This window comes from Allobosea sp. 05T433 (assembly GCF_056396065.1).
Window position 1 is genome coordinate 300,370 of the sequence record NZ_JBFTKS010000005.1, and the last position, 23,411, is coordinate 323,780.

The 23,411-nt window shown below is 64.8% G+C and carries 19 protein-coding genes; 9 read left to right on the forward strand and 10 right to left on the reverse strand.

The window, feature by feature from the left end:
- Positions 1–149: 149 nt before the first annotated feature.
- Positions 150–1,871 carry a Na/Pi cotransporter family protein gene (locus tag AC1DGP_RS09540; protein WP_476832044.1) on the forward strand — a complete coding sequence of 574 codons (1,722 nt, stop codon included), beginning with the start codon at positions 150–152 and terminating at the stop codon, positions 1,869–1,871.
- A gap of 194 nt (positions 1,872–2,065) precedes the next feature.
- The gene (locus tag AC1DGP_RS09545) at positions 2,066–2,830 is read left to right on the forward strand and encodes an MBL fold metallo-hydrolase (protein WP_441489080.1); all 765 of its coding nucleotides are present in this window, start codon (positions 2,066–2,068) and stop codon (positions 2,828–2,830) included.
- Positions 2,831–2,845: 15 nt separating this feature from the next.
- Here AC1DGP_RS09545 and AC1DGP_RS09550 read toward each other — a convergent pair whose 3' ends face one another.
- From AC1DGP_RS09550 to otnK, 3 genes are all read right to left on the reverse strand, one after another.
- Positions 2,846–4,375 (reverse strand): malonate--CoA ligase, encoded by a 1,530-nt coding sequence (locus AC1DGP_RS09550; protein ID WP_476832045.1) that lies wholly within the window; start codon positions 4,373–4,375, stop codon positions 2,846–2,848.
- A 20-nt stretch (positions 4,376–4,395) separates the two neighbouring features.
- Positions 4,396–5,730 carry a malonyl-CoA decarboxylase gene (locus AC1DGP_RS09555; protein ID WP_476832046.1) on the reverse strand — a complete coding sequence of 445 codons (1,335 nt, stop codon included), beginning with the start codon at positions 5,728–5,730 and terminating at the stop codon, positions 4,396–4,398.
- A 170-nt stretch (positions 5,731–5,900) separates the two neighbouring features.
- Positions 5,901–7,175, reverse strand: coding sequence for a 3-oxo-tetronate kinase (gene otnK, locus AC1DGP_RS09560; protein WP_476832047.1), 1,275 nt, complete (start codon positions 7,173–7,175; stop codon positions 5,901–5,903).
- Positions 7,176–7,556: 381 nt separating this feature from the next.
- Here otnK and AC1DGP_RS09565 point away from each other — a divergent pair, with 381 nt between their 5' ends.
- From AC1DGP_RS09565 to AC1DGP_RS09590, 6 genes are all read left to right on the forward strand, one after another.
- Positions 7,557–9,062 carry an ABC transporter substrate-binding protein gene (locus AC1DGP_RS09565; RefSeq protein ID WP_441489076.1) on the forward strand — a complete coding sequence of 502 codons (1,506 nt, stop codon included), beginning with the start codon at positions 7,557–7,559 and terminating at the stop codon, positions 9,060–9,062.
- A gap of 88 nt (positions 9,063–9,150) precedes the next feature.
- Positions 9,151–10,095: an ABC transporter permease gene (locus AC1DGP_RS09570; protein ID WP_113515563.1), complete on the forward strand. Its 945-nt coding sequence runs from the start codon at positions 9,151–9,153 to the stop codon at positions 10,093–10,095.
- Complete coding sequence (locus AC1DGP_RS09575) at positions 10,095–10,985, forward strand: ABC transporter permease (protein ID WP_441489075.1); 891 nt, start codon at positions 10,095–10,097, stop codon at positions 10,983–10,985. The genes AC1DGP_RS09570 and AC1DGP_RS09575 overlap by 1 nt, the downstream gene beginning before the upstream one ends.
- Before the next feature lie 20 nt (positions 10,986–11,005).
- On the forward strand, positions 11,006–12,805 hold the full coding sequence (locus AC1DGP_RS09580; RefSeq protein WP_441489074.1) for a gamma-glutamyltransferase family protein: 1,800 nt from the start codon (positions 11,006–11,008) through the stop codon (positions 12,803–12,805).
- A 13-nt stretch (positions 12,806–12,818) separates the two neighbouring features.
- Positions 12,819–13,547, forward strand: coding sequence for a DUF1028 domain-containing protein (locus AC1DGP_RS09585; RefSeq protein ID WP_441508616.1), 729 nt, complete (start codon positions 12,819–12,821; stop codon positions 13,545–13,547).
- A gap of 227 nt (positions 13,548–13,774) precedes the next feature.
- Entirely contained in the window at positions 13,775–14,464 is a 690-nt protein-coding gene (locus tag AC1DGP_RS09590) for an OmpW/AlkL family protein (protein WP_441489072.1), read from the forward strand.
- 150 nt (positions 14,465–14,614) lie between these two features.
- On the opposite strand, the gene AC1DGP_RS09595 is transcribed toward AC1DGP_RS09590, so the two are convergent.
- From AC1DGP_RS09595 to AC1DGP_RS09625, 7 genes are all read right to left on the reverse strand, one after another.
- The gene (locus AC1DGP_RS09595) at positions 14,615–15,691 is read right to left on the reverse strand and encodes a D-TA family PLP-dependent enzyme (RefSeq protein WP_441489071.1); all 1,077 of its coding nucleotides are present in this window, start codon (positions 15,689–15,691) and stop codon (positions 14,615–14,617) included.
- Positions 15,688–16,146: a RidA family protein gene (locus tag AC1DGP_RS09600; RefSeq protein WP_113515557.1), complete on the reverse strand. Its 459-nt coding sequence runs from the start codon at positions 16,144–16,146 to the stop codon at positions 15,688–15,690. Before AC1DGP_RS09600 ends, AC1DGP_RS09595 begins: the two co-directional genes overlap by 4 nt.
- A gap of 121 nt (positions 16,147–16,267) precedes the next feature.
- Complete coding sequence (locus AC1DGP_RS09605) at positions 16,268–17,437, reverse strand: amidohydrolase/deacetylase family metallohydrolase (RefSeq protein ID WP_441508617.1); 1,170 nt, start codon at positions 17,435–17,437, stop codon at positions 16,268–16,270.
- 22 nt (positions 17,438–17,459) lie between these two features.
- On the reverse strand, positions 17,460–18,395 hold the full coding sequence (locus tag AC1DGP_RS09610; protein WP_441508618.1) for an N-carbamoyl-D-amino-acid hydrolase: 936 nt from the start codon (positions 18,393–18,395) through the stop codon (positions 17,460–17,462).
- A gap of 169 nt (positions 18,396–18,564) precedes the next feature.
- Positions 18,565–19,473 carry an ABC transporter permease gene (locus AC1DGP_RS09615; protein WP_441508619.1) on the reverse strand — a complete coding sequence of 303 codons (909 nt, stop codon included), beginning with the start codon at positions 19,471–19,473 and terminating at the stop codon, positions 18,565–18,567.
- Positions 19,470–20,411, reverse strand: a complete 942-nt coding sequence (locus tag AC1DGP_RS09620; RefSeq protein ID WP_441508620.1) for an ABC transporter permease — start codon at positions 20,409–20,411, stop codon at positions 19,470–19,472. Before AC1DGP_RS09620 ends, AC1DGP_RS09615 begins: the two co-directional genes overlap by 4 nt.
- A gap of 28 nt (positions 20,412–20,439) precedes the next feature.
- Positions 20,440–22,038 (reverse strand): ABC transporter substrate-binding protein, encoded by a 1,599-nt coding sequence (locus tag AC1DGP_RS09625; RefSeq protein ID WP_476832048.1) that lies wholly within the window; start codon positions 22,036–22,038, stop codon positions 20,440–20,442.
- 402 nt (positions 22,039–22,440) lie between these two features.
- Here AC1DGP_RS09625 and AC1DGP_RS09630 point away from each other — a divergent pair, with 402 nt between their 5' ends.
- The gene (locus tag AC1DGP_RS09630) at positions 22,441–23,397 is read left to right on the forward strand and encodes an amidohydrolase family protein (RefSeq protein WP_476832049.1); all 957 of its coding nucleotides are present in this window, start codon (positions 22,441–22,443) and stop codon (positions 23,395–23,397) included.
- Positions 23,398–23,411 lie beyond the last annotated feature (14 nt).

Sequence of the window (23,411 nt, forward strand, 5' to 3'; positions counted from 1 at the left end):
AGCAATCACCGACGACAATAGGTCGGAGAGGGGTCATCAAATGGCCCCTTTCAACCTACATATTTTATAAGACGGCTAATGAAATTCAGCTAGATTGGCTGCGCTTCGCGAGGCCCTTGGCACCCCCGATTCGGAGACCACCGTACGAGATGAACGCAGTCGACAGCACCACCTCGGTCCTGATCCACCTCGCAGGGGCGGTGGCTCTGCTGATCTGGGCCGTACGCCTGGTCAGGACGGGCGCCACGCGGGCTTTCGGCTCCTCGCTCCGACAGGCGCTCGCGCGTTTCACGCGCAACCGCTTCACGGCGCTGGCGAGCGGAGCGGCGGTGACTCTGGTGCTGCAAAGCTCGACGGCGACGACGCTGCTGCTCTCCTCGTTCGCGGGCCAATCGCTGATCACGCTGCCGATGGCGCTTGCCGTGCTGCTCGGAGCCAATATCGGCACGGCGCTCGCAGCCTTTCTCGTGTCGCTCGATCTTGGCTGGATCTGGGGGCTTTGCCTCGCCGTCGGTGTGGCGCTCTATCTCGCCAACGAGGCGATGGACCGGGCCCGCAATATCGGCCGTGTCCTGGTCGGCATCGGGCTCATCCTGCTCTCGCTCGTCGAGCTGAAATCCGCTGCCGCTCCGCTCGCACAGTCCCCGACCTTCAAGCTGATTCTGCAGGCACTGGCCGGCGAGCCGGTCATCGCCGTGCTTGTGGCCGTCGCCGCGACCTGGCTGACCCATTCCAGCCTTGCCATCGTGCTGCTGATCGCTTCGTTCTGGTCGGGCGGGCTGCTCTCCCCGACCATGGCCGTGACACTGATCGTCGGAGCGAATCTCGGCAATGCCCTGGTCCCGGTCATCGACCAGCTCGGCGCCCCGATCGCGCAGCGCCGTGTCGCGGTCGCCAATCTGCTGACGCGCCTCGTCATCGCCGTCATCGTGATCCCGTTCGCCGGCCCGCTCGCCGGCTGGTTCTCGTCCCTGTCTCTCCATCCCGGACGGCTCGCAGTCGAGCTGCATCTGGCGCTGAACATCGCCGGCGGGCTGCTGTTCCTGCCCTTCATCACACCAATTTCCAACCTCGTCCTGCGGCTCATGCCGAGCGCGCCGACAAACGAACGCGTGATCCGCCCGCTCTATCTCGACCCCGGTGTGCTCGACAGCCCATCGGAAGCGCTTGCCTGCGCGATGCGCGAGACGCTCCATCTCGGCGACCGCGTCGGCGAGATGCTGAAGGACACGCTGACCCTGCTCGATGGCGACCAGATCAAGCTCTCCCGCGAGATCTCGCAGGCCGATGACGGTGTCGACACGATCCACGAGGCGATCAAGCTCTATCTGGTACGGCTGTCCCGGTCCGAGCTGAGCACAGAGGAAAGCCGCCGGCTGCTCGAGATCGTCACGTTGAACACCAATCTCGAGCATATCGGCGACGTCATCGACAAGAACCTCCGGGAACTGGCCGAGAAGAAGATCCGCAAGGGCTATCGCTTCTCGGCGGAGGGGCTTGCCGAGATCAGCGCACTGCATGCGCGGGTGTCCTACAGCCTGCGGCTGGCCTTGAACGTCCTCGCGACACGCGACATCGCATTGGCGCGTCAACTCTTCGATGAGAAGGCCGTGATGCGTTCCGCCGAGCGCCGCGCGACCGAAAGCCATTATGAGCGGCTGCGCAGCGGCGTGCCGGAATCGATCGAGACGAGCTCGATCCATCTCGACGTGCTGCGCGACCTCAAGCGCATCCACGGGCACATCACGTCGATCGCTTATCCCATCCTCGAGACGGCCGGCGAATTGCGGGAGAGCCGCCTCAGGCACCGCGAAGCATCCGCTGCCGAGGCTGATTTCGATCTTGGCATGGTACCGCAACCCAAGGGCTGAGCCCGCTCGCCAGCCCTCGCGGATGTATAGTCCAAAGGCGTAGGTCTTTGGGAGGCTACGAGGGTTTCTCCTTGATCTCAATGCGGAGCGAGCATTGATCAACGCTGAGCACTATCGACTTCACAAAATAGAACTGGCCGCTGGCGAGCGGGAGAACGCATGATGAGCTGCATTGCCACTATCCGGAGACACTCATGCGGCTCCAACTCCTCCGCAATGCCACGCTCAAGCTTGTCTATGCGGGCAGGACATTCCTGATCGACCCTGATTTCGGCCCCATGCACGGCCGTCCATCTTTCACCGGCAAATCCGCAAACCCGATGGTCGAGCTGCCCGAGCCGATCGAGAGCATTCTCGATGGTGTCGACCAGGTGATCGTCTCGCACCTGCATTCCGACCATTTCGACAGCGTCGCGAAGGAGCGCATTCCCAAATATCTGCCGCTGACCTGCCGCCCCGGCGACGAGGACAGGATCGTGGAGGCGGGTTTCCAGTCAGTCAGCCCCGTGGAGTGCTTCCAGCGGATCGGACCGATTATCCTGAAGCGCGTTCCGGCGCAGCATGGCAGCGGCGCGGTCGTCGAGAAGATGGGGCCCGTCATGGGCTTCAGCCTGGAGGCCCCAGGCGAGCCGACGCTCTATTGGTGCGGGGACAGCATTCTCTATCCGCCGCTGCTCGAAGCAGTTTCAGCGACCGCGCCGGATGTGATCGTCACCCATTCCTGCGGTGCCCTCTGGGACAACACCCTGATCGTGATGGACGACGCCCAGACGCTCGCACTCTGCGAAGCAGCCCCCGAGGCCATCGTCATCGCGACCCATATGGAGGCGCTCGACCATGCGAGCATCAACCGGGCGGCCTTGCGCAAGGCCGCCGAACAGCGCGGTATCGGGCCAGAGCGCCTGTTGATCCCCGGCGACGGCGAAACCATCGAAATCAGGGAGCCCGCGCGGGTTTGACCGCGCGGTGCTGGGTTACTCCCCCGCTTTGGCGGTCTTGGCGTAGATGTCGCGATAGCTGTCGCGCAGCAGGTTCTTCTGGACCTTGCCCATGGTGTTGCGCGGCAGTTCGGGCACGATGAAGACCTGCTTCGGCAGCTTGAACTTGGCGAGGCGCTGGTCGAGCGCCTTCGAGATCGACGCGGCGGTGATCTCGGCCCCGGGCTTGACCACGACCACGGCCGTGACGCCCTCGCCGAAATCGGGATGGGGACAACCGATGACCGCGCTCTCGATCACGCCCGGCATCTCGTCGATCTCGGTCTCGACTTCCTTCGGATAGACATTATAGCCGCCGGTAATGATCAGGTCCTTGCCGCGCCCGACGATATGGACATAGCCGGCGGAGTCGATCTTGCCGAGGTCGCCGGTGATGAAGAAGCCGTCATCGCGGAATTCGGCCTTGGTCTTCTCCGGATTGCGCCAATACCCCTTGAAAACGTTCGGGCCCTTGACCTCGATCATGCCGATCTCATCGGCACCGAGCGTCCTGCCGGTTTCCGGGTCGGTGACGCGCGCGCTCACGCCTGGCAGCGGAAAACCGACCGTGCCGGCAACACGCTCGCCCTCATAAGGGTTGGAGGTGTTCATATTGGTCTCGGTCATGCCGTAGCGCTCGAGGATGGCGTGGCCGGTGCGCTCGCGCCATTCGCGATGCGTCTCGGCGAGCAGCGGCGCCGACCCGGAGACGAAGAGGCGCATATGCCGGGTCGCCTCCTTGGTCAGGCGTGGATCCTGCAGCAGCCTGACATAGAAAGTCGGCACGCCCATCATGCAGGTCGCCTGCGGCAGGTATTTCATGATCTGCTCGGGATCGAATTTCGGCAGCAGGATCATCGAGGCGCCGGCGAAGAGCACGACATTGGTCGCGACGAAGAGGCCATGCGTATGGAAGATCGGCAGCGCATGCAGCAGCCGGTCATCCCTACTGAAGCGCCAGTAGTCGACGAGCGCGAGCGCATTCGAGGCCAGGTTGTCATGGCTCAGCATGGCGCCCTTGGAGCGCCCGGTCGTCCCCGAGGTATAGAGGATGGCGGCCAGGTCGTCCGGGCCACGTGCGACATCGGCGAATTCTGCGGAAGCGCCGCCGGCCTTGTCGAAGAGCGCCCCTGTCGCGACACCGAGCGTTTCCAACTTGGCACCGGCCTTCTCGGCGTAGGGCCGCAGGGCCTCGGCCTTGCCCGGATCGCACACGAAGACCGCGGGCTCGGCATCTCCGAGGAAATACTCGATCTCGGCTGGGGTGTAGGCCGTATTCAGCGGCAGGAAGACAGCGCCGGCGCGGATCGTGCCGAGATAGAGCATCAGTGCCTCGATGCTCTTTTCCACCTGCACGGCGACGCGGTCGCCCGGCTTCACGCCGAGCGCCACCAGGGCATTGGCGAAGCGGGCGGACACCGCGACCATCTCGGCATAGCTGTAGCGACGGCCGTCATCGAGAAGCGCGAAGGGCACGTCCGGTGCAGGAATGCGCGCGGTGACGAGGGCGAACAGATGATTGGCCATGACAGGTCTCAGGTTTTGGTTCAGGCGGAGACGGGACGGAGCAGCTTGCGGACGGCGGACGATGCGACGACGGTGTTGCGGCTGGCGAAGGCCTCGTGATTGGCTTCGATATCGCCGAGATCATAGCGGTAATTGACCATCACGCCGTGCGACTCGCGCAAGCCCCGGGCCGAGAGATTGCCGCCGATATTGATGCGTTCCAGCCTTGCGCCGTTGCCGAGATGGAAGCGCGCGACCGGGTCGATGACCCGCCCCGACGATGCACGCGCGCGCAGCAGATACTGCGCCGCCATCTGGCCCAGCAGCTTGTCGCGCCGCGCCCTCTCCTGTTCGTCGAGCGCCATGGTCTCGCCGACCGGGCGCGCAAGCTCGGAGAGTTCCTCATTGGTGAGCAGCGGGTCGCCAGGCTCGGCGACGATGCCCGCGAGCCAGCGCGCAAAGCCGGGAACGGGCGAAAGGGTGACGAAGGTATCCAGCCCGGGCAGTTCGCGCTTCAGGTCCTCGGCGACCTGCTTGATCAGGAAATTGCCGAAGGAAATGCCACGCAGCCCCTCCTGGCAGTTCGAGATCGAATAGAACACCGCGGTGGACGCATTCTGGGCCGGGAGGACCTCGCGCCCCTCACTCAGGACTTCGGCGATGCTGCGCGGGATCGCGCCCGTCAGCGCAACCTCGACGAAGATCAGCGGCTCGTCGACAAGCTGCGGATGGAAGAAGGCGAAACAGCGCCTGTCTGCCGGCTCGAGCCTGCGGCGCAGATCGTCCCAGCCCTGAATCTCGTGCACGGCCTCGTAGCGGATGACCTTCTCCAGCACATTGGCCGGTGTGTGCCAGTCGATGCGGCGCAAGACCAGGAAGCCGCGATTGAACCAGGAGCCGAAGAGATGCCGGAAATCATCATCGACCGGCTTCAGGGCCGGGTCGGCCTCGATCGCCTCGAACAACGCCTCCCGCATGCGGACCAGCACATGAGTGCCGCCGGGCGCGAGGTTGAGGCGGCGAAAGAGTTCCTGCCGGCGCGGCTCGGAGGTAATGTGCAGCGCTGCGATAGCAGCCGCGTCCGGCTCATTCTGGTAGCGCGCGATGGCGGCGTTCAACTTCTCCTGATCCGGACCGAAGCGATCCTGCAGCAGGCGGAAGAAACCGAGGCGCCCGGGCGGATCGAGCCGTTCCCATTGCTCGAGAACGGCCTGCGCCAACGCCATGCCGGAGGCCTCACCACGCCCTGACAGCAGGTCCTCGCAGAGCCGGTCAAGCGAGCGGTTGCGGTTCCCGGCAAAACGCTCAAGGCCAATCAGTGCGCGGCCCCGGTCCGCCACACTCGTCAGGAGTTCGCCGAGAAACGCCATGTCCATCCCCGTCTCCGCTGCCGTCGTGGTGCGATCCTATACGAGTTTTTCTGCGCCGGAATGAACGGCCTGTCCTGCTCGAGCATCGGCCCGAAAAGTGGATTGCGGTTTCCGGAAATGCCGATGCGAACATAGAAGCTAGGTCATCGGACCGGATACGATACGGGTCCGATGACCTAGCGGAGCAGGCTCCATGCCTTCAGGAAGAAATCCGGAGCTCCGAAATTCCCGGATTTCAGGGCAACAGCCATCGCGGGGCTACCGACGACGCGAGTCCACGGCACACCGGGGTCGATCTCGGGGCCAATCTCGAGCGTCTGGATGCCGAGGCCCTGGACAACGGCGCCCGAGGTCTCGCCACCGGCGACGAGCAGGCGCGTAACACCGCCCTTGGCGAGCAGGCGCGCCGTTTCAGCGAAAGCCTGCTCGACGATCTCACCGGCCTTGTCGCGGCCAAGCTGCCCCTGGATCGCGGCGACTTCGGCCGGGTCATCGCTGGAATAGACGAGGAAGGGTCGATCGGCCGGTTGCGCCAGCGCCCAATCGGCCAGAATTCGTGCCGTCTGCTCGCCGGTGGCCAGAGCGAGCGGGTCGACCTTCAGCGCGGGATATCCGGCTTCAAGCGCCGCCTTGATCTGCACGCGTGTGGCAGTGGAGCAGCTGCCCGAGATAATGCCGGCCCGCCCCTCGGGCGCCTCGATATGGGCCGCGATATCGCGCCCCGGCAACAGCCCTGCCTTGCGGAAGTTCTGCGGCAGCCCCATCGCGATGCCGGAACCGCCGGTCAGCAGGACCGCCCCATCGACAGCAGCGCCCAGCACCATCAGGTCGTCATTGGTCAGCGCGTCGGTCACGACATAGCGCACGCCCTGCCCCGCCAGCTCCACAAGCCGGTTCTTGACCGCGCCGGCCCCAGCCAGGACCGTGGCGTATCCGATATGGCCGACAGGGGTCTCGGTCTGTGCCGCCATCAGGCGCATCAGGTTTGAATCCCGCATCGGCGTCAACGGGTGGTCCTTCATCGAGCTCTCATGCAGAGGCACGGAGCCGACGAAGAGATAGCCCTGATAGATCGAGCGGCCATTCGCGGGAAAGGCCGGGCAAATGATGACGCTTTCCGCGCCGAGCCGGCGCATCAGCGCGTCCGCCACGGGGCCGATATTGCCGTGCGGAGTCGAGTCGAAGGTCGAGCAATATTTGAACAGGATCTGGCGCGCCCCGGCGGCGAGCAGCGCCTCGCAGGCGGCGAGCGACTGCGCCACTGCTTCCGAAACCGGATTGGTGCGCGACTTCAGCGCGACGACGACCGCATCGGCCTCCGGCAGGGTTGCATTGGCCGATGGCGCGCCGATCACCTGAACCGTCCGCATCCCGGCCCGGTTCAGCATCAGGGCGACGTCGGTCGCACCCGTCATGTCGTCGGCAATCACACCCAGAAGCATCCGTCCCATTCCCTGTTTCCAGCGCATACAAACTGCGCCTGATACCCGTATCCGTCTGGCGCAGTGCATATCAGAGATCATGCCCTGCGTGCGCGTAGCCCGGACATGCCGGCCTCAGCCAGAAGCGGAGAGCTTGGCCGCCAACTTGCATACAAGCCGAACGGCGACCCGGGAACAATACTCCGCAAGAATGATGCAGCGCATGATCGACGCCCGCCGAAACTTGCGCCAACTTGGTGCTGAACGGGACCAACCCGGGAGGCTCTTCGCTTTCGGATTCTGCATATCGACCTAGCGGCGCAAGCAGCCTGCGTTCGGCAGGCCATGGGCCAGATCTCTATCCGGCCGCGCGAACGCGCCTCACACAGAAAATCCAACAGGGGAAAACCGATGAAGCTCATTGCCGCGCTGGTTTCAGCGACCTTCCTGACGATCGCGAGCCTGCCAGCCATGGCGCAGGCGCCGAACACGCTGCGTGTCGGCCTGCAGGAAGACCCCGACGTGCTCGACCCCCACAAGGCGCGCACCTTCGTCGGTCGCATCGTCTTCATGGGGCTGTGCGACCGGCTGCTCGATATCACGCCTGACCTCAAGCTCGTCCCGCGGCTGGCGACCGAATGGTCATTCTCCCCTGACGGGCTGACGCTGACCATGAAGCTGCGCAGCGATGCGAAGTTCCATGACGGCGAGCCCTTCAATGCCGAAGCGGCAAAGGCCAATCTGGAGCGGGCGCGCACGCTGCCGGACTCCCTGCGGAAATCGGAACTCGCCTCGGTCGACAGTGTCGAGGCCGTCGATGCCACCACGCTCGTGCTGAAGCTCAAGCGCCCCGACGCGACCCTGCTTGCCCAATTGACCGATCGCGCCGGCATGATGCTGGCTCCCAAGAGCCTCAGCGGCGATGTCGGCGCCAAGCCGATCTGCTCCGGCCCCTACAAGTTCGTCGAGCGCGTCCAGAACGACCGCATCGTGCTGGAGAAGTTCAAGGAACACTGGGAGGCCGCGAACTACCAGTTCGACCGGGTGCTCTATCGTTCGATCCCCGACACCACCGTGCGTCTCGCCAATCTGAGAGCCGGCGAACTCGACATGCTGGAGCGCCTTGCGCCGACCGACGTGCCGGGCGCCCGGGGCGACAAGTCGCTCAAGATCGCCAGCACATCGAATCTCGGCTATCAGGGCATCACCATCAACACGTCCAATGGCGAGGCGGCGAACCAGCCGATGGGCAAGGACAAGCGCGTCCGCCAGGCCCTGTCGCTCGCGATCGACCGCAAGGTCCTGAGCCAGGTCGTGTTCGAAGGGCTGTACGAGCCGATGATCCAGCCGTTCAACCCCGGAAACCCCTATCTCAGCGCCGACTTCCCGGTGCCGGCGCGCGACGTCGCCAAGGCGAAGGCGCTGCTCAAGGCAGCCGGTGCCGAAAAGGTCTCGGCCGAGCTCTTCGTCACCAACAATCCCGTCGACGCGCAGCTTGGCCAGGTCATCCAGGCAATGGCTCAGGAAGCCGGCATCGACATCCAGATCCGCTCGAGCGAATTCGCGAGCCAGCTGCGCGACCAGCAGCAGGGCAAGTTCCAGATGAGCCGCATCGGCTGGTCCGGCCGCATCGACCCCGATGGCAATATCCACCAGTTCGTGACGTCGAAGGGTAACCAGAACGACGGACGCTACAGCAATCCGGAGGTCGACAAGCTGCTCGACCAGGCCCGCACCGTCTATGACGTCGCCGAGCGCAAGAAGCTCTATGACGCAGCGCAGGCAATCCTGCAGGACGAGCTGCCGATCGTCTATCTCTACAACCAGACGGTGTTCTTCGCGCTGCGCTCCAACATCGATGGCTTCGTGATCAATCCCGACGGCATGATCCGGCTCGCCGGGTTGAAGAAGAAGTGATGACCGCCTCTTCTCGAACCCCACACCCTCGTCAGCTCCGGGCGACCCTTGCGTCGCCCGGAATGGCGGCCGGGCTTAGGGGGCAGCCATGCTGACCCTGATCGGCCGCCGCGTCTTGATCGCGATCCCGACACTCTTTCTGGTGTCGCTGTTCGTCTTCGCCCTGCAGCGAGCCTTGCCCGGCGATCCGTTCCTCGTCATCGCCGGCGAGGAGCGCGATCCGGAGGTGATCGCCCGGCTGCGCGAAATCTACCGGATGGACGATCCCATCGTCGTCCAGTTCTTCGCCTGGCTCGGCCAGGTCGTGCAGGGCGATTTCGGCCGCTCGCTGCGAACCGGCGAGCCGGTGCTCGGGCTGATCCTGCAAAAGCTGCCTGTCACCATCCAGCTCGCCACGGCCTCGATCCTCGTCGCCGTCGCGATCGGCGTCCCGGCGGGCATCATCGCCGCCCGCAACAAGGGGACGGCCCTCGACTATTCCGCCAGCGCGCTCGCGTTGTCGGGTCTCTCGATTCCGAATTTCTGGCTCGGCATCATGCTGATCCTGCTCGTCTCGGTGGAGCTCAAGCTCCTGCCGGCATCGGGATATGAGCCGATCTTCAGCAACCCGATCGGCGCGATCGAGCGGCTGATCATGCCCGCCTTCGTGCTGGGCGGCGGGCTTGCGGCTTTCCTGATGCGCCATACGCGCGCTGCGATGCTGGAGGTCCTGCAGTCCGACTATGTCCGCACCGCGCGCGCCAAGGGGCTCGACGAGCAGACGGTCGTCAACCGCCATGCGCTGCGCAATGCCCTGATTCCGATCATCACCCTCTCGACGCTGCTCTTCGGCGAGCTGCTGGCCGGAGCTGTGCTGACCGAACAGGTCTTCACGATTCCCGGTTTCGGCAAGCTGATCATCGACGCCGTGTTCAATCGCGATTACGGCGTGGTGCAAGGCGTCGTCCTGTGCACTGCAATCGGCTTCATCCTGATGAACCTGCTTGCCGACCTGCTCTACATCCTCGTCAACCCACGCCTGAGGGACGGCTGATGGCGAACATCGCATTGGACCGCCCGTCCCCGACCAGCTCGTTGGAACCATTGCCGGCGCGAAGCCCGCGCGCCTGGACGAAACTGCTGCACAACCGCTCCGCCCAGATCGGCGGGGCGCTCGTGCTGATCTTCGTGCTGATGGCGATCCTGGCGCCGCTGCTGCCGCTGGCAGACCCGCTGAAGTCGAACTTCCTCGCCATCCGCAAGCCGCCTTCGGCGCTGTACTGGTTCGGCACCGACGAACTCGGCCGCGACCAGTTCTCCCGCCTGTTCTACGGCGCGCAAACCTCGCTGCTGGCCGGCATCTTCTCGGTCTCGATCGCGCTGGCGGTCGGAGTACCGTTCGGGCTGCTGGCGGGGTGGTATGGCGGCTGGATCGACATCGCGATCTCGCGCGTCACAGAAGCGATGCTGGCCTGCCCCTTCCTGATCGTCGCGATTGCGTTTGCAGCGATCCTCGGCCCCTCCTTGACCAACGCCATGATCGCGATCGGCCTCTCGGCCGTTCCGATCTTCATCCGGCTGGTCCGGGGCCAGGTGCTCAGCATCAAGGCCGAGGATTTCATCGAGGGAACGCGCGCGATCGGTGCCCGCGACATGCGGATCCTGTTCCTTCACGTCCTGCCGAACACGCTTTCGCCGATCGTGGTGCAATCCACCCTGTTCATGGCGCAGGCGATCATCCTGGAAGCGGCCCTCTCCTTCCTCGGCCTCGGCCAGCAACCTCCCGCTCCGTCCTGGGGTCAGATGCTCAACGTCGCCAAGAATTTCATGGAGCAGGCGCCGTGGATGTCGGTCGCGCCCGGGATCACCATCTTCTTCGCCGTTCTCGGCTTCAACCTGCTCGGCGACGGCCTGCGGGACGCGCTCGACCCCAAAGAACACTAAGCAAGCCTAGGGATAGCATCATGTTCACGACCCGCCCCGAAATCCTCGGCACCTTTGGTGTCGTCACCTCGACGCATTGGCTCGCGACGGCCTCCGGCATGGCCATGCTGGAAAAGGGCGGCAACGCCTTCGATGCCTGTGCCGCCGCAGCCTTCGTGCTCCAGGTCGTCGAGCCGCATCTGGTCGGCCCGGCCGGCGACATGCCGGCCGTGTTCTATTCGGCCGAGACGAAGAAGGTCGAAGTCATCTGCGCGCAGGGCCCGGCTCCGCAGGCAGCCACCATTGCGGCCTTCAAGGAACTCGGCCTCGACCTGATCCCCGGCTCGGGACTGCTCTCGACGGTCGTGCCCGGCGCTTTCGGCGGCTGGATGACGCTGCTGCGCGACCATGGCCGCCTGTCGCTGCGTGAGGTTCTCGAGCCGGCCATCGGCTATTTCGAGAACGGCCATCCGATGCTCCCGCGTGTCTCCGACACGATCGGCTCCCTGACCGATCTCTTCACCAATGAGTGGCCGACCTCGGGGGCGGTCTATCTGCCGGGCGGCAACGTGCCGAAGGGCAAGGAACTCTTCAGCAACAAGGCCGCGGCGGAAACGTACAAGCGCATTCTGTCGGAAGCGGAAGCCGCCGGCGGTTCGCGCGAGAAGCAGATCGAGGCTGCTTACGACACCTGGTACAAGGGCTTCGTCGCGGAAGCGATGGACGCATTCTGCCGCACGACCGAGGCGATCGATTCCTCCGGCCGCCGCCACAAGGGCCTGCTCACCGCCGACGACATGGCGCGCTGGAAGCCGACCTACGAAACGCCCGCGAGCGTGAACTATCACGGCTGGGAGGTCTTCAAGATCGGTCCCTGGGGCCAGGGCCCCGTCTTCCTGCAGACGCTGAAGATCCTGGAAGGCATCGATATCGCCGCGATGGGACCGGCCAGCCCGGAATTCATCCATCACGTCACCGAGGCGATGAAACTCGCCTTCGCCGATCGCGAGGCCTATTACGGCGATCCGGATTTCGTGAAGGTGCCGATGGCGACGCTGCTTTCGGAGGATTACGCCCGCGGCAGGCGCAATCTCATCACCGACAAGGCCTCGCATGAGCTGCGCCCCGGCATGATCCCCGGCTTCGAGGAGCAGGTCGGCAAGATGCTGGCGAATATCCGCATCGCCGGGCAGAGCGGCGCCGGCGGCGCAACCGTCGGCGAACCGACGCTCGCCTCGATGGTTGCATCGTCGAAGCGCGGCGATACCGTTCATATCGACGTGATCGACAAATGGGGCAACATGATCGCCGCCACGCCGTCTGGCGGCTGGCTGCAATCCTCTCCCGTCATCCCCGAGCTTGGCTTCCCCCTGAACTCGCGCGCGCAGGCATTCTGGCTGGAAGAGGGCCTGCCGGCCTCGCTCGCGCCGCTGAAGCGCCCGCGCACCACGCTGACGCCGACACTGGCCTTCGAGAATGGCGAACCGCGCCTGGCTTTCGGCACGCCGGGCGGCGACCAGCAGGAGCAATGGCAGCTCGGCATGTTCCTGCGCCGGGTGCACCACGGTCTCAACCTGCAGGAGGCGATCGACCTGCCGCTGTTCCACACGCAGCACTTCCCCTCGACCTTCTATCCGCGCGAAGCGCGGCCGGGGCATCTCACGGTCGAGGAGAGCATCGGCGCTGCGGCGATCGCCGATCTGGTCCGGCGCGGCCATGATCTCGAGAAGGCCCCGGCCTGGACCGTCGGACGCCTGACCGCGGCGGAGAAGAGCAGCAATGGCCTCTTGCGTGCCGCGGCGACGCCACGTCTGATGCAGGCCTACGCCGCCGGCCGCTGAGAAGGATTGCTCCATGACCTGGTCTATCGTCGCCCGCGATGCGGCGACAGGCGCCTATGGCGTCGCGGTTTCCACCTGCGCCTTCGCCGTCGGCTCGCGCGTGCCGCAGGGCGCGGCGCGCACGGGGGCGCTTGCCACACAAGCCTTCCTCAACCCGCTCTATGGCATCGATGGCCTGCGGCTTCTGCTCGAAGGCCGCCCGGCCGCCGAGATCGTCGCCAACCTCACAGCGGCCGATGAGGGGCGCAATCATCGCCAGCTGCACATCATCGACCGGGACGGCAAGATTGCCGCTCATACCGGTTCGGCCTGCATCGACTGGTGCGGCTCGGTCGAAGGCCCGCAGGTCTCGGTGGCTGGCAACATGCTCGCCGGACCGCAGGTGATCGAGGAAACGCTGAAGGCCTATATTGCGGCCTCGGCGCTCGATTTCGACGAGCGCTTGCTGGTTGCGCTCGAGGCCGGAGAGCGGGCCGGCGGCGACAAGCGGGGTCGCCAGTCCTGCGCGGTTCGGATCTGGTCGACCGATGCCTTTCCGAGCTTCGACATCCGCGTCGACGATCACGCAGACCCGCTCGCCGAATTGCGGCGGCTCTGGCGCATCGCGCACCAGCGCTCCGTGCCCTACCAGGCCGCCTCGCCGTCTCGTGCCCGACCGGCGGGGATCACGGACCGCACCGAGCTCGATCGGCTGTGCAGCGAGTATGCTGCTGCCTGGAATGCGAGGCACCCCGAGAGCTGAGCCCTTCGGCCGTCCGGGGCGTGGCATCGCGCCTGGCCCCGGCTTCGGATGGGCGCCAAGCACAATCTCTGCGTCAATGCTGCAACAGGGCGCCGTGATCGTCGGCAGTCCTGTCGCCGTCTTGACGCAGATCAATCACTTTCCCCGAGCACTGGCGAAGAACGGTCCCACCGGCCGGGCAAGTTGCGATGGATTGAGTCGCCCACCGGCAGCAGCTGGGGACCATCATGACGACACGCCTTCTCCCGACCGCTCTGAGCGCCGTCCTGCTCGCAGGCACCGCGCTGACAAGCGCTGAGGCAGCCGATCTGCCCTCCTACAAGGTACAGCCGGTCGCGCCGATTCTGGCGCAGTGGAGCCCCTGGATGATCCGCGGGCGCGCACTCGTCGTGGTACCGCAGGAGGATGCCTCGCTCCGGATCGGCGGCGTCACAGTTCCCGGCGCGGACGTCAGCATCTCGACCTCGGTCGTGCCCGAACTCGACATCAGCTATTTCTTCACGAAGAACATCGCCGCCGAGCTGATCCTTGGCGTCACCCCGCATCGCGTCAAAGGCGCTGGTGCTCTCGCCGGAGCGCGGATCGGCTCTGCCTGGCTGCTGCCGCCGACGCTGATGCTGCAATATCACTTCACTGACCTCGGGCGCATCAAGCCCTATGTCGGCGCCGGCGTGAACTACACGGTCTTCTTCAACGAGAAGGCCAAGGGCGGCTTCACCGATTTCGATCTGAAGGACAGCTTCGGCCTCGCCCTGCAGGCCGGCTTCGACTACATGATCGACGACCACTGGGGCATCAACTTCGACGTGAAGAAGATCTTCCTCGAGCCGAAGGTCAAGGTGAACAACGGCCTGGTCAGCGGCAAGGTCAAGATCGATCCCTGGCTGATCGGGACAGGCGTCACCTACAAATTCTGAGCTGAAAGATGTTCAGGCTCCCCCGCCGGGTGCGGCGAGGGAGCCTTGAGAATCGGTCCGGAACGTGGATTACGGCTTGGGAAGGCCGATGCAGACACTGAAGGTCAGATCATCGGACCGGCTGCGCGATCCGGTCCGATGATCCTGTTGTCAGGTCAGCCTGCCGCGCGCCGCGACCGGTAGTTCGCCGATCAGCTTGTCGCCGCGCACCGTGATCAGCCTGTCGACCATGTTGACGACGACGCAGACATGGTTCGGCACGATCCGGACGACCTCGCCGACCTTCGGCCGTTCATTCGAGGCCGCAAGGTCGAGGAAGCCATGCTCCTCGGCGAATTTGGCAATCTTGGCGGACGGATACTCCAGAATATAGCCGTGCCCTTCGAGGCCGCCGGTGTCGCTCGTCAGCGTCTTGGACCCTGAATCGAGGATGCCGCGCTCCGGGCCGGCACGGCTCACCACCGTCGCATAGACCGTCAAGGCGCAGTCATCGAGGCTGGCGACGCCCGCCGCGACCTGCATGCGGTCGTTGAAGATCGAGGTACCGGCGCGGTGCTCGGTCGCGCCCTTGAGCTTGCCGATATTCGGAATATTGGGCGAGCCACCGGTCGAGACGATGCCGGCCTCGAGCCCCGCATCGCGCAGGCCCGCATTGGCCGTGTCGAGGAAGAGCTGCGTCCGGTCCCAGCCATCCTCCGGCGGATACATCAGGAAGCCGGCGAAGCGCAGGCCCTTGGAACCGGCGATCATCTTGGCAAGCTCGACCGCCTCACCAGGCGTCTCGACGCCGGCGCGCTGGCGACCGGTGTCGCATTCGACCACGACCTCGAGGTCGCGCCCGGCGATCTCGGCGGCCGTCGGCAGGCCGGCGATGGTGACGGGATTGTCAGCCGCCACGATCATCCGCACACGGCGCTGAAGCGCGCCGAGGCGCCCAAGCTTCTCCTCGCCGAGGATGTTGTAGCTGATCATGATGTCGTCGAGGCCGCCATCGGCCATGACCTCGGCCTCGCCGAGCTTCTGGCAGGTAATGCCGCGGGCGCCGGCCTCGCGCTGCAGGCGCGCGAGCTCGGGCGATTTATGCGTCTTGATATGCGGACGATTGGCGACGCCGGCGGCGTCGCAGGCGGCCTGGAGGCGCGCGATATTGGCCTCGACCTTATCGAGATCGATGACGACGGCCGGCGTGCCGTAGACGCGGGCAATTTCCTCGGCAAGCGCGGTCATGGCAGCACCCGGATGATGACTTCGATCTCGACGGTCATGTTGTTGGGCAGCGAGCCCATGCCCACGGCCGAGCGGGCGTGACGGCCGTTCTCGCCGAGAACGGCGACGAACAGGTCCGAGCAGCCGTTGATCACCTTGGGCTGTTCCGCGAAATCCGGCACCGCATTGACCATGCCGAGCAGCTTGATGACCTCGACCTTGTCGAGCGAACCGGCGGCCTCCTGCATAGCCGCGAGCAGACCAAGCCCGGTCTGCTTGGCGTGTTCGTAAGCCTCTTCGACCGTGACATTGGCGCCGACCTTGCCGGTCGGATAGCTGCCATCGGCCCGACGCGGCCCCTGGCCGGAGAGATAGACGATATCGCCAGCCCGCTTGAAGCGGACATAGTTGGCGACCGGCGTCGCGACGTTGGGCAGTGTCAGCCCGAGTTCCTTGAGCCTGGCTTCGGCAGACATGGTGTTTCCTCTATCGTTATTGTGGCGCGGCGTTCCGCGGACGGCACACAACGCGCGCCCGTGAGACTCCGACGTGAGATGCCCGGGTCAAGCCCGGGCTTGTCGGCAGCACGACCTGGCCTTAGGCCGCCACCTTCTTGAACTTGTTCGTGCGCTTCGGGTGCCACCACTTGCCCTTCAGCACCACGCCCTCGGAAACGAACTTCTTGTCGCCGATCAGGTGCTCCCCGACGACGTCGACATAGTCGAACTTGCCTTCCTTGACGGTGAGGATGGTGGCGTCGCCCAGCGAGCCGACCCTCAGCGAGCCGTATTCGGGACGCTTCAGCGCCATGGCGGCATTCACGGTCGAGGCTGCGATGACGTTGTTCAGGCTCATGCCCATGCAGAGGAACTTCGACATGGTGGTGACCTGGTCATAGGCCGGCCCGTCGATGCAGAGCTTGTGAACGTCCGACGAGATCACATCCGGCTCGAAGCCATTGGCAAGCATGGCGCGCGTCGTCTTGAACGAGAACGAGCCCTTGCCATGGCCGATATCGAAGATGACACCGCGCTTGCGGGCGGCGAGCACCTCCGGCTTCACCGTGCCCTGGGCCGTCGCGGGTGCGTTCGGGAACGGCCGGAAGGCGTGGGTCAGTACGTCGCCCGGCCGCAGCATGCCGATGACTTCCTCATAGGATGGCGGCGGATGGTCGATATGGCACATCAGCGGCATGCCGACCTCGTTGGCCACCTGCAGCGCGATGTTCAGAGGCACGGTCCCAGACGTGCCCGAGGCATGCAGGCCGACGCGGACCTTGATGCCGACGATATAGTCGCGATTGGCGTCGGCGACTTCGACGCAATCAATCGGATTCATCATGCGCAGGTCGCCGCTCTCGCCGACCATGACGCGATGATCGAAGCCGTAGATGCCGGCATGCGAGACATGGAGATAGGCCAGGATGCGGGCCTGGCTCTGCTCGATCACATGCTTGCGGAAGCCGGCCCAGTTGCCCGGTCCGGCGCTGCCGGTGTCGACCGAGGTGGTGACGCCGGACATGCGGCAGAACTCGTCGGCATCGATGCCGAGCGAGGTGCCGCCCCAATAGACATGGGTGTGGAGGTCGATCAGGCCGGGCGAAACGATATAGCCCGAGACATCGCGAACTTCAGTATCGGCGCCGCCCTTCAGGTCCTTGCCGAAGCCTGAGACCTTGCCGTCGGTGAAGGCGACATCGAGAATGCCGTCATGCTTCTGCGAGGGATCGATGACCCGCCCGCCTTTCAGGATGAGATCGTGGTTCATGGCTGGTCCTTTGACGGCAAACTCAGAGCGGTGAGATAGCGCCCTTGCGCTCCACGATCATCCGGTATTGCTCCGGCTCGCGGTGGCGGGCGAAATTGAATGTGGATGCCTTGTAGCTCTTGCCGAGATCGAGATCACAGCGGGCGACGACGAGTTCGTCCCCCTCGGTGACGGCCTGGGCCACGACCTCGCCGGTCGGCGCAATGATGCAGGATCCGCCGATCTGGTCGACGCCAGCCTCGAGCCCCGCCTTGGCCACGCCGACGACCCAGGTGGCGTTCTGGTAGGCACCGGCCTGCATGACGAGCTGATTGTGGAAATTGCCGAGGCGGTCGTGGTCGGGCGCCGGGGGGTTATGCTTGGGCGTGTTGTAGCCGAGCACGATCAATTCGACATCCTGCAACCCCATGCTGCGATAGCTCTCGGGCCAGCGCCGATCATTGCAGATCATCATGCCGATATTGGCATCCATCGTCCGCCAGACGGGCCAGCCGAGATTGCCGGTCTCGAAATAGCGCTTCTCGAGATTCTGGAAGGGAGCGCCCGGCCGGTGCTCGGGATGTCCAGGCAGGTGGATCTTGCGATATTTGCCGACGATCGAGCCGCTCTTGTCGACCAGGACCGCGGTGTTGAAGCGGCGCTTGCGCCCGTCCTCGAAGGCGAGCTCGGGATAGCCGAGATGGAAGCCGATACCGAGACGGGCGGCCTCCTCGAAGAGCGGCGCCGTCTCGTTCGAGGGCATGGCACTCTCGAAATAGGAATCGATCTCGTCCTCGTCATCCATCCACCAATGCGGAAAGAAGGCTGTCAGGGCGGCTTCTGGATAGACGACGAAATCGCAGCCATGCCCCTTGGCCTGGCGCATCAAGGCGATCATGCGGGCGACGGCCGAAGCGCGGCTTTCATCCCGATGGATGGGGCCGAGCTGGGCTGCGGCCACCGTCAGAATTCGACTCACCTTGTTTCCTCCTCAGCGCACGGGCCAGCATCGCGATCATCCAGGGCAGGCGAAAGCCGGTCAGCCCGCATGGACGCCATCGGATTTCCGCAGACCGCACCCCGAATCCGGGGTGCGAGGCCAGCGGACGCTGCGGCAGAGCCAGCCGGCATGGTGGATGCGGTTCCCCTCAGAGGCTCTTTGCCAGGCGGGGATCGAGCGAGTCGCGCAGGCCGTCACCGAGCAGGTTCACGGCAAGCACCGTGATCGACAGGAAGACCGCCGGGAACAGCACGATATGCGGCCGGACCTGCCAGAGCGCCCTGCCCTCGGCCATGATATTGCCCCAGGACGGCGTCGCCGGCGGAATGCCGGCGCCGATGAAGGAGAGGATCGCCTCGACGATCATCGCGCTGGCGCAGATATAGGTCGCCTGCACGGTCATCGGCGCGATGGTGTTCGGCAGGATGTGGCGCATGATGATGCGCGGCGCGCGTGCACCGGCGGCCACCGCCGCCTCGACATAGGGCTGCTCGCGCAGGCTGAGCACCACGCCGCGCACCAGGCGGGCGACGCGCGGGATTTCGGCAATGGTGATGGCGATGATGACGTTCTGGACCGAGCCGCGCGTCAACGCCATCAGCGCGATCGCCAGCAGGATCGGCGGGATCGACATCATGCCGTCGATGCCCCGCATGACGATGCCGTCAGCCCGGCGCACGAAGCCTGCGAAAAGGCCGATCGCCAACCCGACCAGAGACGACAGGATGGCGACGGTGAAGCCGACAATCAGCGAAACCCGCGCGCCGTAGATGACACGGGAATAGATGTCGCGCCCGAGCATGTCAGTGCCGAACCAGTACTGCTCCGAGGGCATCCTGGTGCGCCTCGCCGGCGCGATCGCGGTCGGATCGACAGTCCAGAGCAGCGGCGCAAGGATGCCGATGAGGATCATGAGCAGCAACAGGCCGCCGCCGATCGCGACCGAGGGGTGCCGGCGCATGAAGCGCAGCAGGTTTCTCAGGGGTGATCTCTCTGGCCCGATCCCGGCCAGAGCGGGAGCCGCCACGGCGGCAGGGCTCTCGGAGCGCGTCGTCAATAGCGTATCCTCGGATCGAGAAGCGTGTAGACCAGATCGATGATGAGGTTCACCAGCACGTAGACGAAGCTGAACATCAGGACGACGCCCTGAATCACGGGATAGTCGCGCCGCAGGATGGCATCGACCGTCAGCCGGCCCAGTCCGGGAATGGCGAAGACGCTCTCGGTCACCACGGCACCGCCGATCAGCAGGGCGATGCCGATGCCGATGATCGTCACGATCGGGATCGCGGCATTCTTCAGCGCATGCAGGAACAGGACGCTGCGCTGGCCGAGCCCCTTGGAACGTGCCGTGCGGATGTAGTCCTGCTGCAGCACCTCGAGCATCGTCGCGCGCGTGATGCGGGCGATCAGCGCGATATAGACGAGGCCGAGCGTGACCGAGGGCAGGATGAGGTTCCGGAGCCAGGGCCACAGCCCTTCCGAGAGCGGCGTGTAGCCCTGCACCGGGAGCCAGTCGAGTTTCAGCGCAAAGACATAGGCCAGGAGATAGCCGACGACGAAGACCGGGATGGAAAAGCCGAGAACGGCAAAGGCCATCGCGAACTTGTCGACCCAGGTGCCTGCCTTCCAGGCCGCGATCACCCCCATCGGCACCGCGATGACGACCGCAAAGATCAGCGTCAGCACCATCAGCGAGACGGTCGGCTCGATGCGCTGGGAGATGAGCTGCGTCACCGGCAGCGAGGTGAAGATCGACGTGCCGAGATCACCCTGCAGCACCCTGAAGAGCCACTCGCCGAACCGTATCAGGTAGGGGCGGTCGAGCCCGAGGCTCAGCCTGATCTTCTCGACATCCGCGGGCGTCGCCTGATCACCCGCGATGACTGCCGCCGGATCTCCCGGCGCTATGTAGAGGAGAGAAAAGACGAACAGCGCCACGAAAGCCATCACCGGGATGGTCGTGATGATGCGTCTGACGATGAAAGCCAACATCGCGGCGCTGTATCCCTATCGTTGCAAATCAGGCCTTGGAGACGCCCCAGAAGAACGGCAACGGCCCGCTGACGACGCCCGAGACGTTCTTCCGCCAGGCTTGGTAGCCGAGATAGAAGCCGGTCGGCGCGTAGACGACATTCTGAACCGCCGCCTGGTTGAGCCGGCCCATGGCCGCCTTCTCCTCGGCGAGATCCTTGGCGTTGAACCAGTTCGTCACCTCGGTCTCGACGGCAGGCACGTCCGGCCAGCCGAACCAGGCCTTGTCGGCATTCGCGCGGATAGCCGTATACGAGGCCGGATTGATGCAGTCGGCGCCGGCATGCCAGGTGTGGAACATGCTCCAGCCGCCCTGGCCCGGTCCGGTCTTCTGGGCGCGCCGGGAACCGACCGTGCCCCAGTCTGTGGCGACGAAATCGACATTCATGCCGATGCGCTTGAGCAGATCGGCCGTGACGTCGCCCATCGCCTTGGTGGCGGACATGTCCTGCGCCACGACACAGACCACCGGCTCGCCCTTGTAGCCGGACTCGGCCAGCAGCTTCTTGGCGGCCTCGATATTGCGCATCTTGAGCATATCGCCGCCCTGCTCGGTGTAGAGCGGGGTGCCCGGCGTGAAGAAGCCGGGAAGCGGCTTCCAGAGCTTGTCGTCCTCGCCGACAAGCGCACGCATGTAGTCTTCCTGGTTCATCGCAGTCAGCACCGCCTGGCGCACCTTCAGATTGTTGAAGGGCGGGTGCAGGTGGTTCATGCGGAAGGCGCCGATATTGCCGAGCGGATCGCCGATATCGACATTGATATTCTTGTTGGCCTTGAGCACCGGCACGAGATCGGCGAGCGGCGTCTCCCACCAGTCGATCTCGCCATTCTGCAGCGCAGCGGCTGCCGTCGCCGGATCAGGCATGATCACCCACTCGATGCGATCGACCAGCATCTTCTTGCCGCCGGCGAGCCAGTTCGCCTGCTCGGAGCGCGGCACGTAATCGGCAAATTTCTCGAAGACCGCCTTGGCGCCCGGCACCCACTCATTGCGCAGGAACTTCATCGGTCCGGAGCCGACATATTCGGTGATCTGCTGGAACGGATCGGTCTTGGCGATGCGCTCGGGCATGATGAAGGAACAGGGAGCGTTGTTCTTCGCCAGCGCCAGCAGCATCTTCGGGAAGGGCTGCTTCAGCGACCATTTCCAGCTCCGGTCGTCGACCGCAACCAGTTCGTTCTGGATGGCGCGGAGCATCAGGCCCATCGGGTCGCGCGCCGACCAGCGCACGAGGCTCTGCACCACGTCCTTGGCGAGCACCGGCTCGCCGTCATGGAATTTGAGGCCGGGGCGGAGCTTGAAGGTCCAGGTCAGGCCGTCGGAGGAGACCTCCTCGCTTTCGACCATCTGGCGCTGCGGCTGGAACTTGTCGTCGATGCCGTAGAGCGTATCCCAGACCAGCGCAGCGGCGTTGCGAACGACATATTGCGTGCCCCAGATGGGGTCGAAATTCGCGAGATTGGCCTGCGGCACGAAGCGCAGGGTCTTGGCCGCTGCTCCTTGCGACAAGGCCGGCATGGACAGCCCCCCGGCGGCGGCCAGAGCGCCGGCACCAGTGGCAGATTTCAAGAATGTCCTGCGATCCATTACTCTCTCCCCTGAAACGGCTACCTCTGACGGGCGACCTTGAGGCGAGTGTGGGCGAGAAAGATCACCCTGACAACACGCCGCGCCGGTCGAAATCCGCGGCTGGGAGGCTTGCAGAGTCCGTGCCAAACGGTACCGGTTGGCCCCCAACGCCATGCACCCGCGCCAATCGAGCATAAATCCGCAGAAAATTGCGCAACGTCGGCTAAATCGATTTGATCGGCGCGCAACTGGCCTCATCACAGCGTCTTCCCAGCACGCGAAAGGTCCTCGCTGACCGGCGAAGACGAAGCGCCCGCTCAGGCCTCGTCACGCGCCACGCGCCAGACGCGCCCCCCTTCTGTCGCCCCGCAGAGTTCTGCTAGGCATTCGGGCGTTGACGCGGGTTTTTTGGGCAGGTCCATGCGCTTGGCAGTGGGGATATTGGTTCTGGGCTGCGCATTGGCGCTCTCGTTCGGCGCCAGCGTATCGGGTCAGGATCAGCCCCGTGTTCTGAAGCGGGTGAAGAGCTCGGCCGCGCCGGAAAGCACCGCACCAAGTCTCGAAACGGTGCCGTTCGTCGATGCGCATGTCCATCTCAACGACGAGGCCATGCAGATCGAACGGATGCGGCACTACGGGGCGAAGCGTGCCGTCGTGTTCTGGGGGCGCAACGGCGACAACGGGTCGATTGCCGATGCCGTCAAGCGCCGTCCCGACCTGTTCATCGGCTTTGCCTCGATTTCTCCGGAGCGCAGGGCTCATCGAAAGGCATGGGAGGATCAGGACCTGGCGCTGCTCGAGGAGCTCGACGGTCTCCTGGCCACCGGCCAGTTCAAGGGTATTGGCGAGATATCGGCAGTGCATTTTCCGTCGCCCGGTTTTCCCGAGGCGAACTACGATCCGGCGGGCCCGATGATGAGCGGGATCATGGCCCTGGCGCGCAAATACCGCGTGCCTGTCCTGGTCCATGTCGAATCGACACGGATGCGCGAACTGACATCGCTGCTCGAGGCCTTTCCCGATGTGAACCTGATCTGGGCCCATGGCGGTTACACGCCGCTGTTCCTGGCCCGCAGGATGCTCGAACGGCACCCCAACCTCTATTACGAGCTGAGCGCGCGAACCTGGCCAAGGCACCCGCGTTCCCCCGACTACACGATCCTGCAGGACGGCAGGAGTGTCTGGCCGGAATGGCTTGAGCTCATCGAGACGATGCCCGGCCGCTTCATCATCGGAACCGACGCAAGCCATCGCTCGCTGGAGAGCGAGCGGATGAAATTCGAGAGCGTGCAGTCTTTCCTGCGCCAGCTCAGCCCGGCAACGCGGGAACGGGTGGCACAAGCCAATCTGCTGGGGCTGTCCGAACCCAGGCCCTGACCGGCCCGGCTTCG

Bases quoted from the DNA above. Each gene is read 5' to 3' on its own strand.
- AC1DGP_RS09540 (WP_476832044.1), top strand. From the start codon at position 150: ATGAACGCAGTCGACAGCACCACCTCGGTCCTGATCCACCTCGCAGGG.
- AC1DGP_RS09545 (WP_441489080.1), top strand. From the start codon at position 2,066: ATGCGGCTCCAACTCCTCCGCAATGCCACGCTCAAGCTTGTCTATGCG.
- AC1DGP_RS09550 (WP_476832045.1), bottom strand. From the start codon at position 4,375: ATGGCCAATCATCTGTTCGCCCTCGTCACCGCGCGCATTCCTGCACCG.
- AC1DGP_RS09555 (WP_476832046.1), bottom strand. From the start codon at position 5,730: ATGGACATGGCGTTTCTCGGCGAACTCCTGACGAGTGTGGCGGACCGG.
- otnK (WP_476832047.1), bottom strand. From the start codon at position 7,175: ATGGGACGGATGCTTCTGGGTGTGATTGCCGACGACATGACGGGTGCG.
- AC1DGP_RS09565 (WP_441489076.1), top strand. From the start codon at position 7,557: ATGAAGCTCATTGCCGCGCTGGTTTCAGCGACCTTCCTGACGATCGCG.
- AC1DGP_RS09570 (WP_113515563.1), top strand. From the start codon at position 9,151: ATGCTGACCCTGATCGGCCGCCGCGTCTTGATCGCGATCCCGACACTC.
- AC1DGP_RS09575 (WP_441489075.1), top strand. From the start codon at position 10,095: ATGGCGAACATCGCATTGGACCGCCCGTCCCCGACCAGCTCGTTGGAA.
- AC1DGP_RS09580 (WP_441489074.1), top strand. From the start codon at position 11,006: ATGTTCACGACCCGCCCCGAAATCCTCGGCACCTTTGGTGTCGTCACC.
- AC1DGP_RS09585 (WP_441508616.1), top strand. From the start codon at position 12,819: ATGACCTGGTCTATCGTCGCCCGCGATGCGGCGACAGGCGCCTATGGC.
- AC1DGP_RS09590 (WP_441489072.1), top strand. From the start codon at position 13,775: ATGACGACACGCCTTCTCCCGACCGCTCTGAGCGCCGTCCTGCTCGCA.
- AC1DGP_RS09595 (WP_441489071.1), bottom strand. From the start codon at position 15,691: ATGACCGCGCTTGCCGAGGAAATTGCCCGCGTCTACGGCACGCCGGCC.
- AC1DGP_RS09600 (WP_113515557.1), bottom strand. From the start codon at position 16,146: ATGTCTGCCGAAGCCAGGCTCAAGGAACTCGGGCTGACACTGCCCAAC.
- AC1DGP_RS09605 (WP_441508617.1), bottom strand. From the start codon at position 17,437: ATGAACCACGATCTCATCCTGAAAGGCGGGCGGGTCATCGATCCCTCG.
- AC1DGP_RS09620 (WP_441508620.1), bottom strand. From the start codon at position 20,411: ATGTTGGCTTTCATCGTCAGACGCATCATCACGACCATCCCGGTGATG.
- AC1DGP_RS09625 (WP_476832048.1), bottom strand. From the start codon at position 22,038: ATGGATCGCAGGACATTCTTGAAATCTGCCACTGGTGCCGGCGCTCTG.
- AC1DGP_RS09630 (WP_476832049.1), top strand. From the start codon at position 22,441: ATGCGCTTGGCAGTGGGGATATTGGTTCTGGGCTGCGCATTGGCGCTC.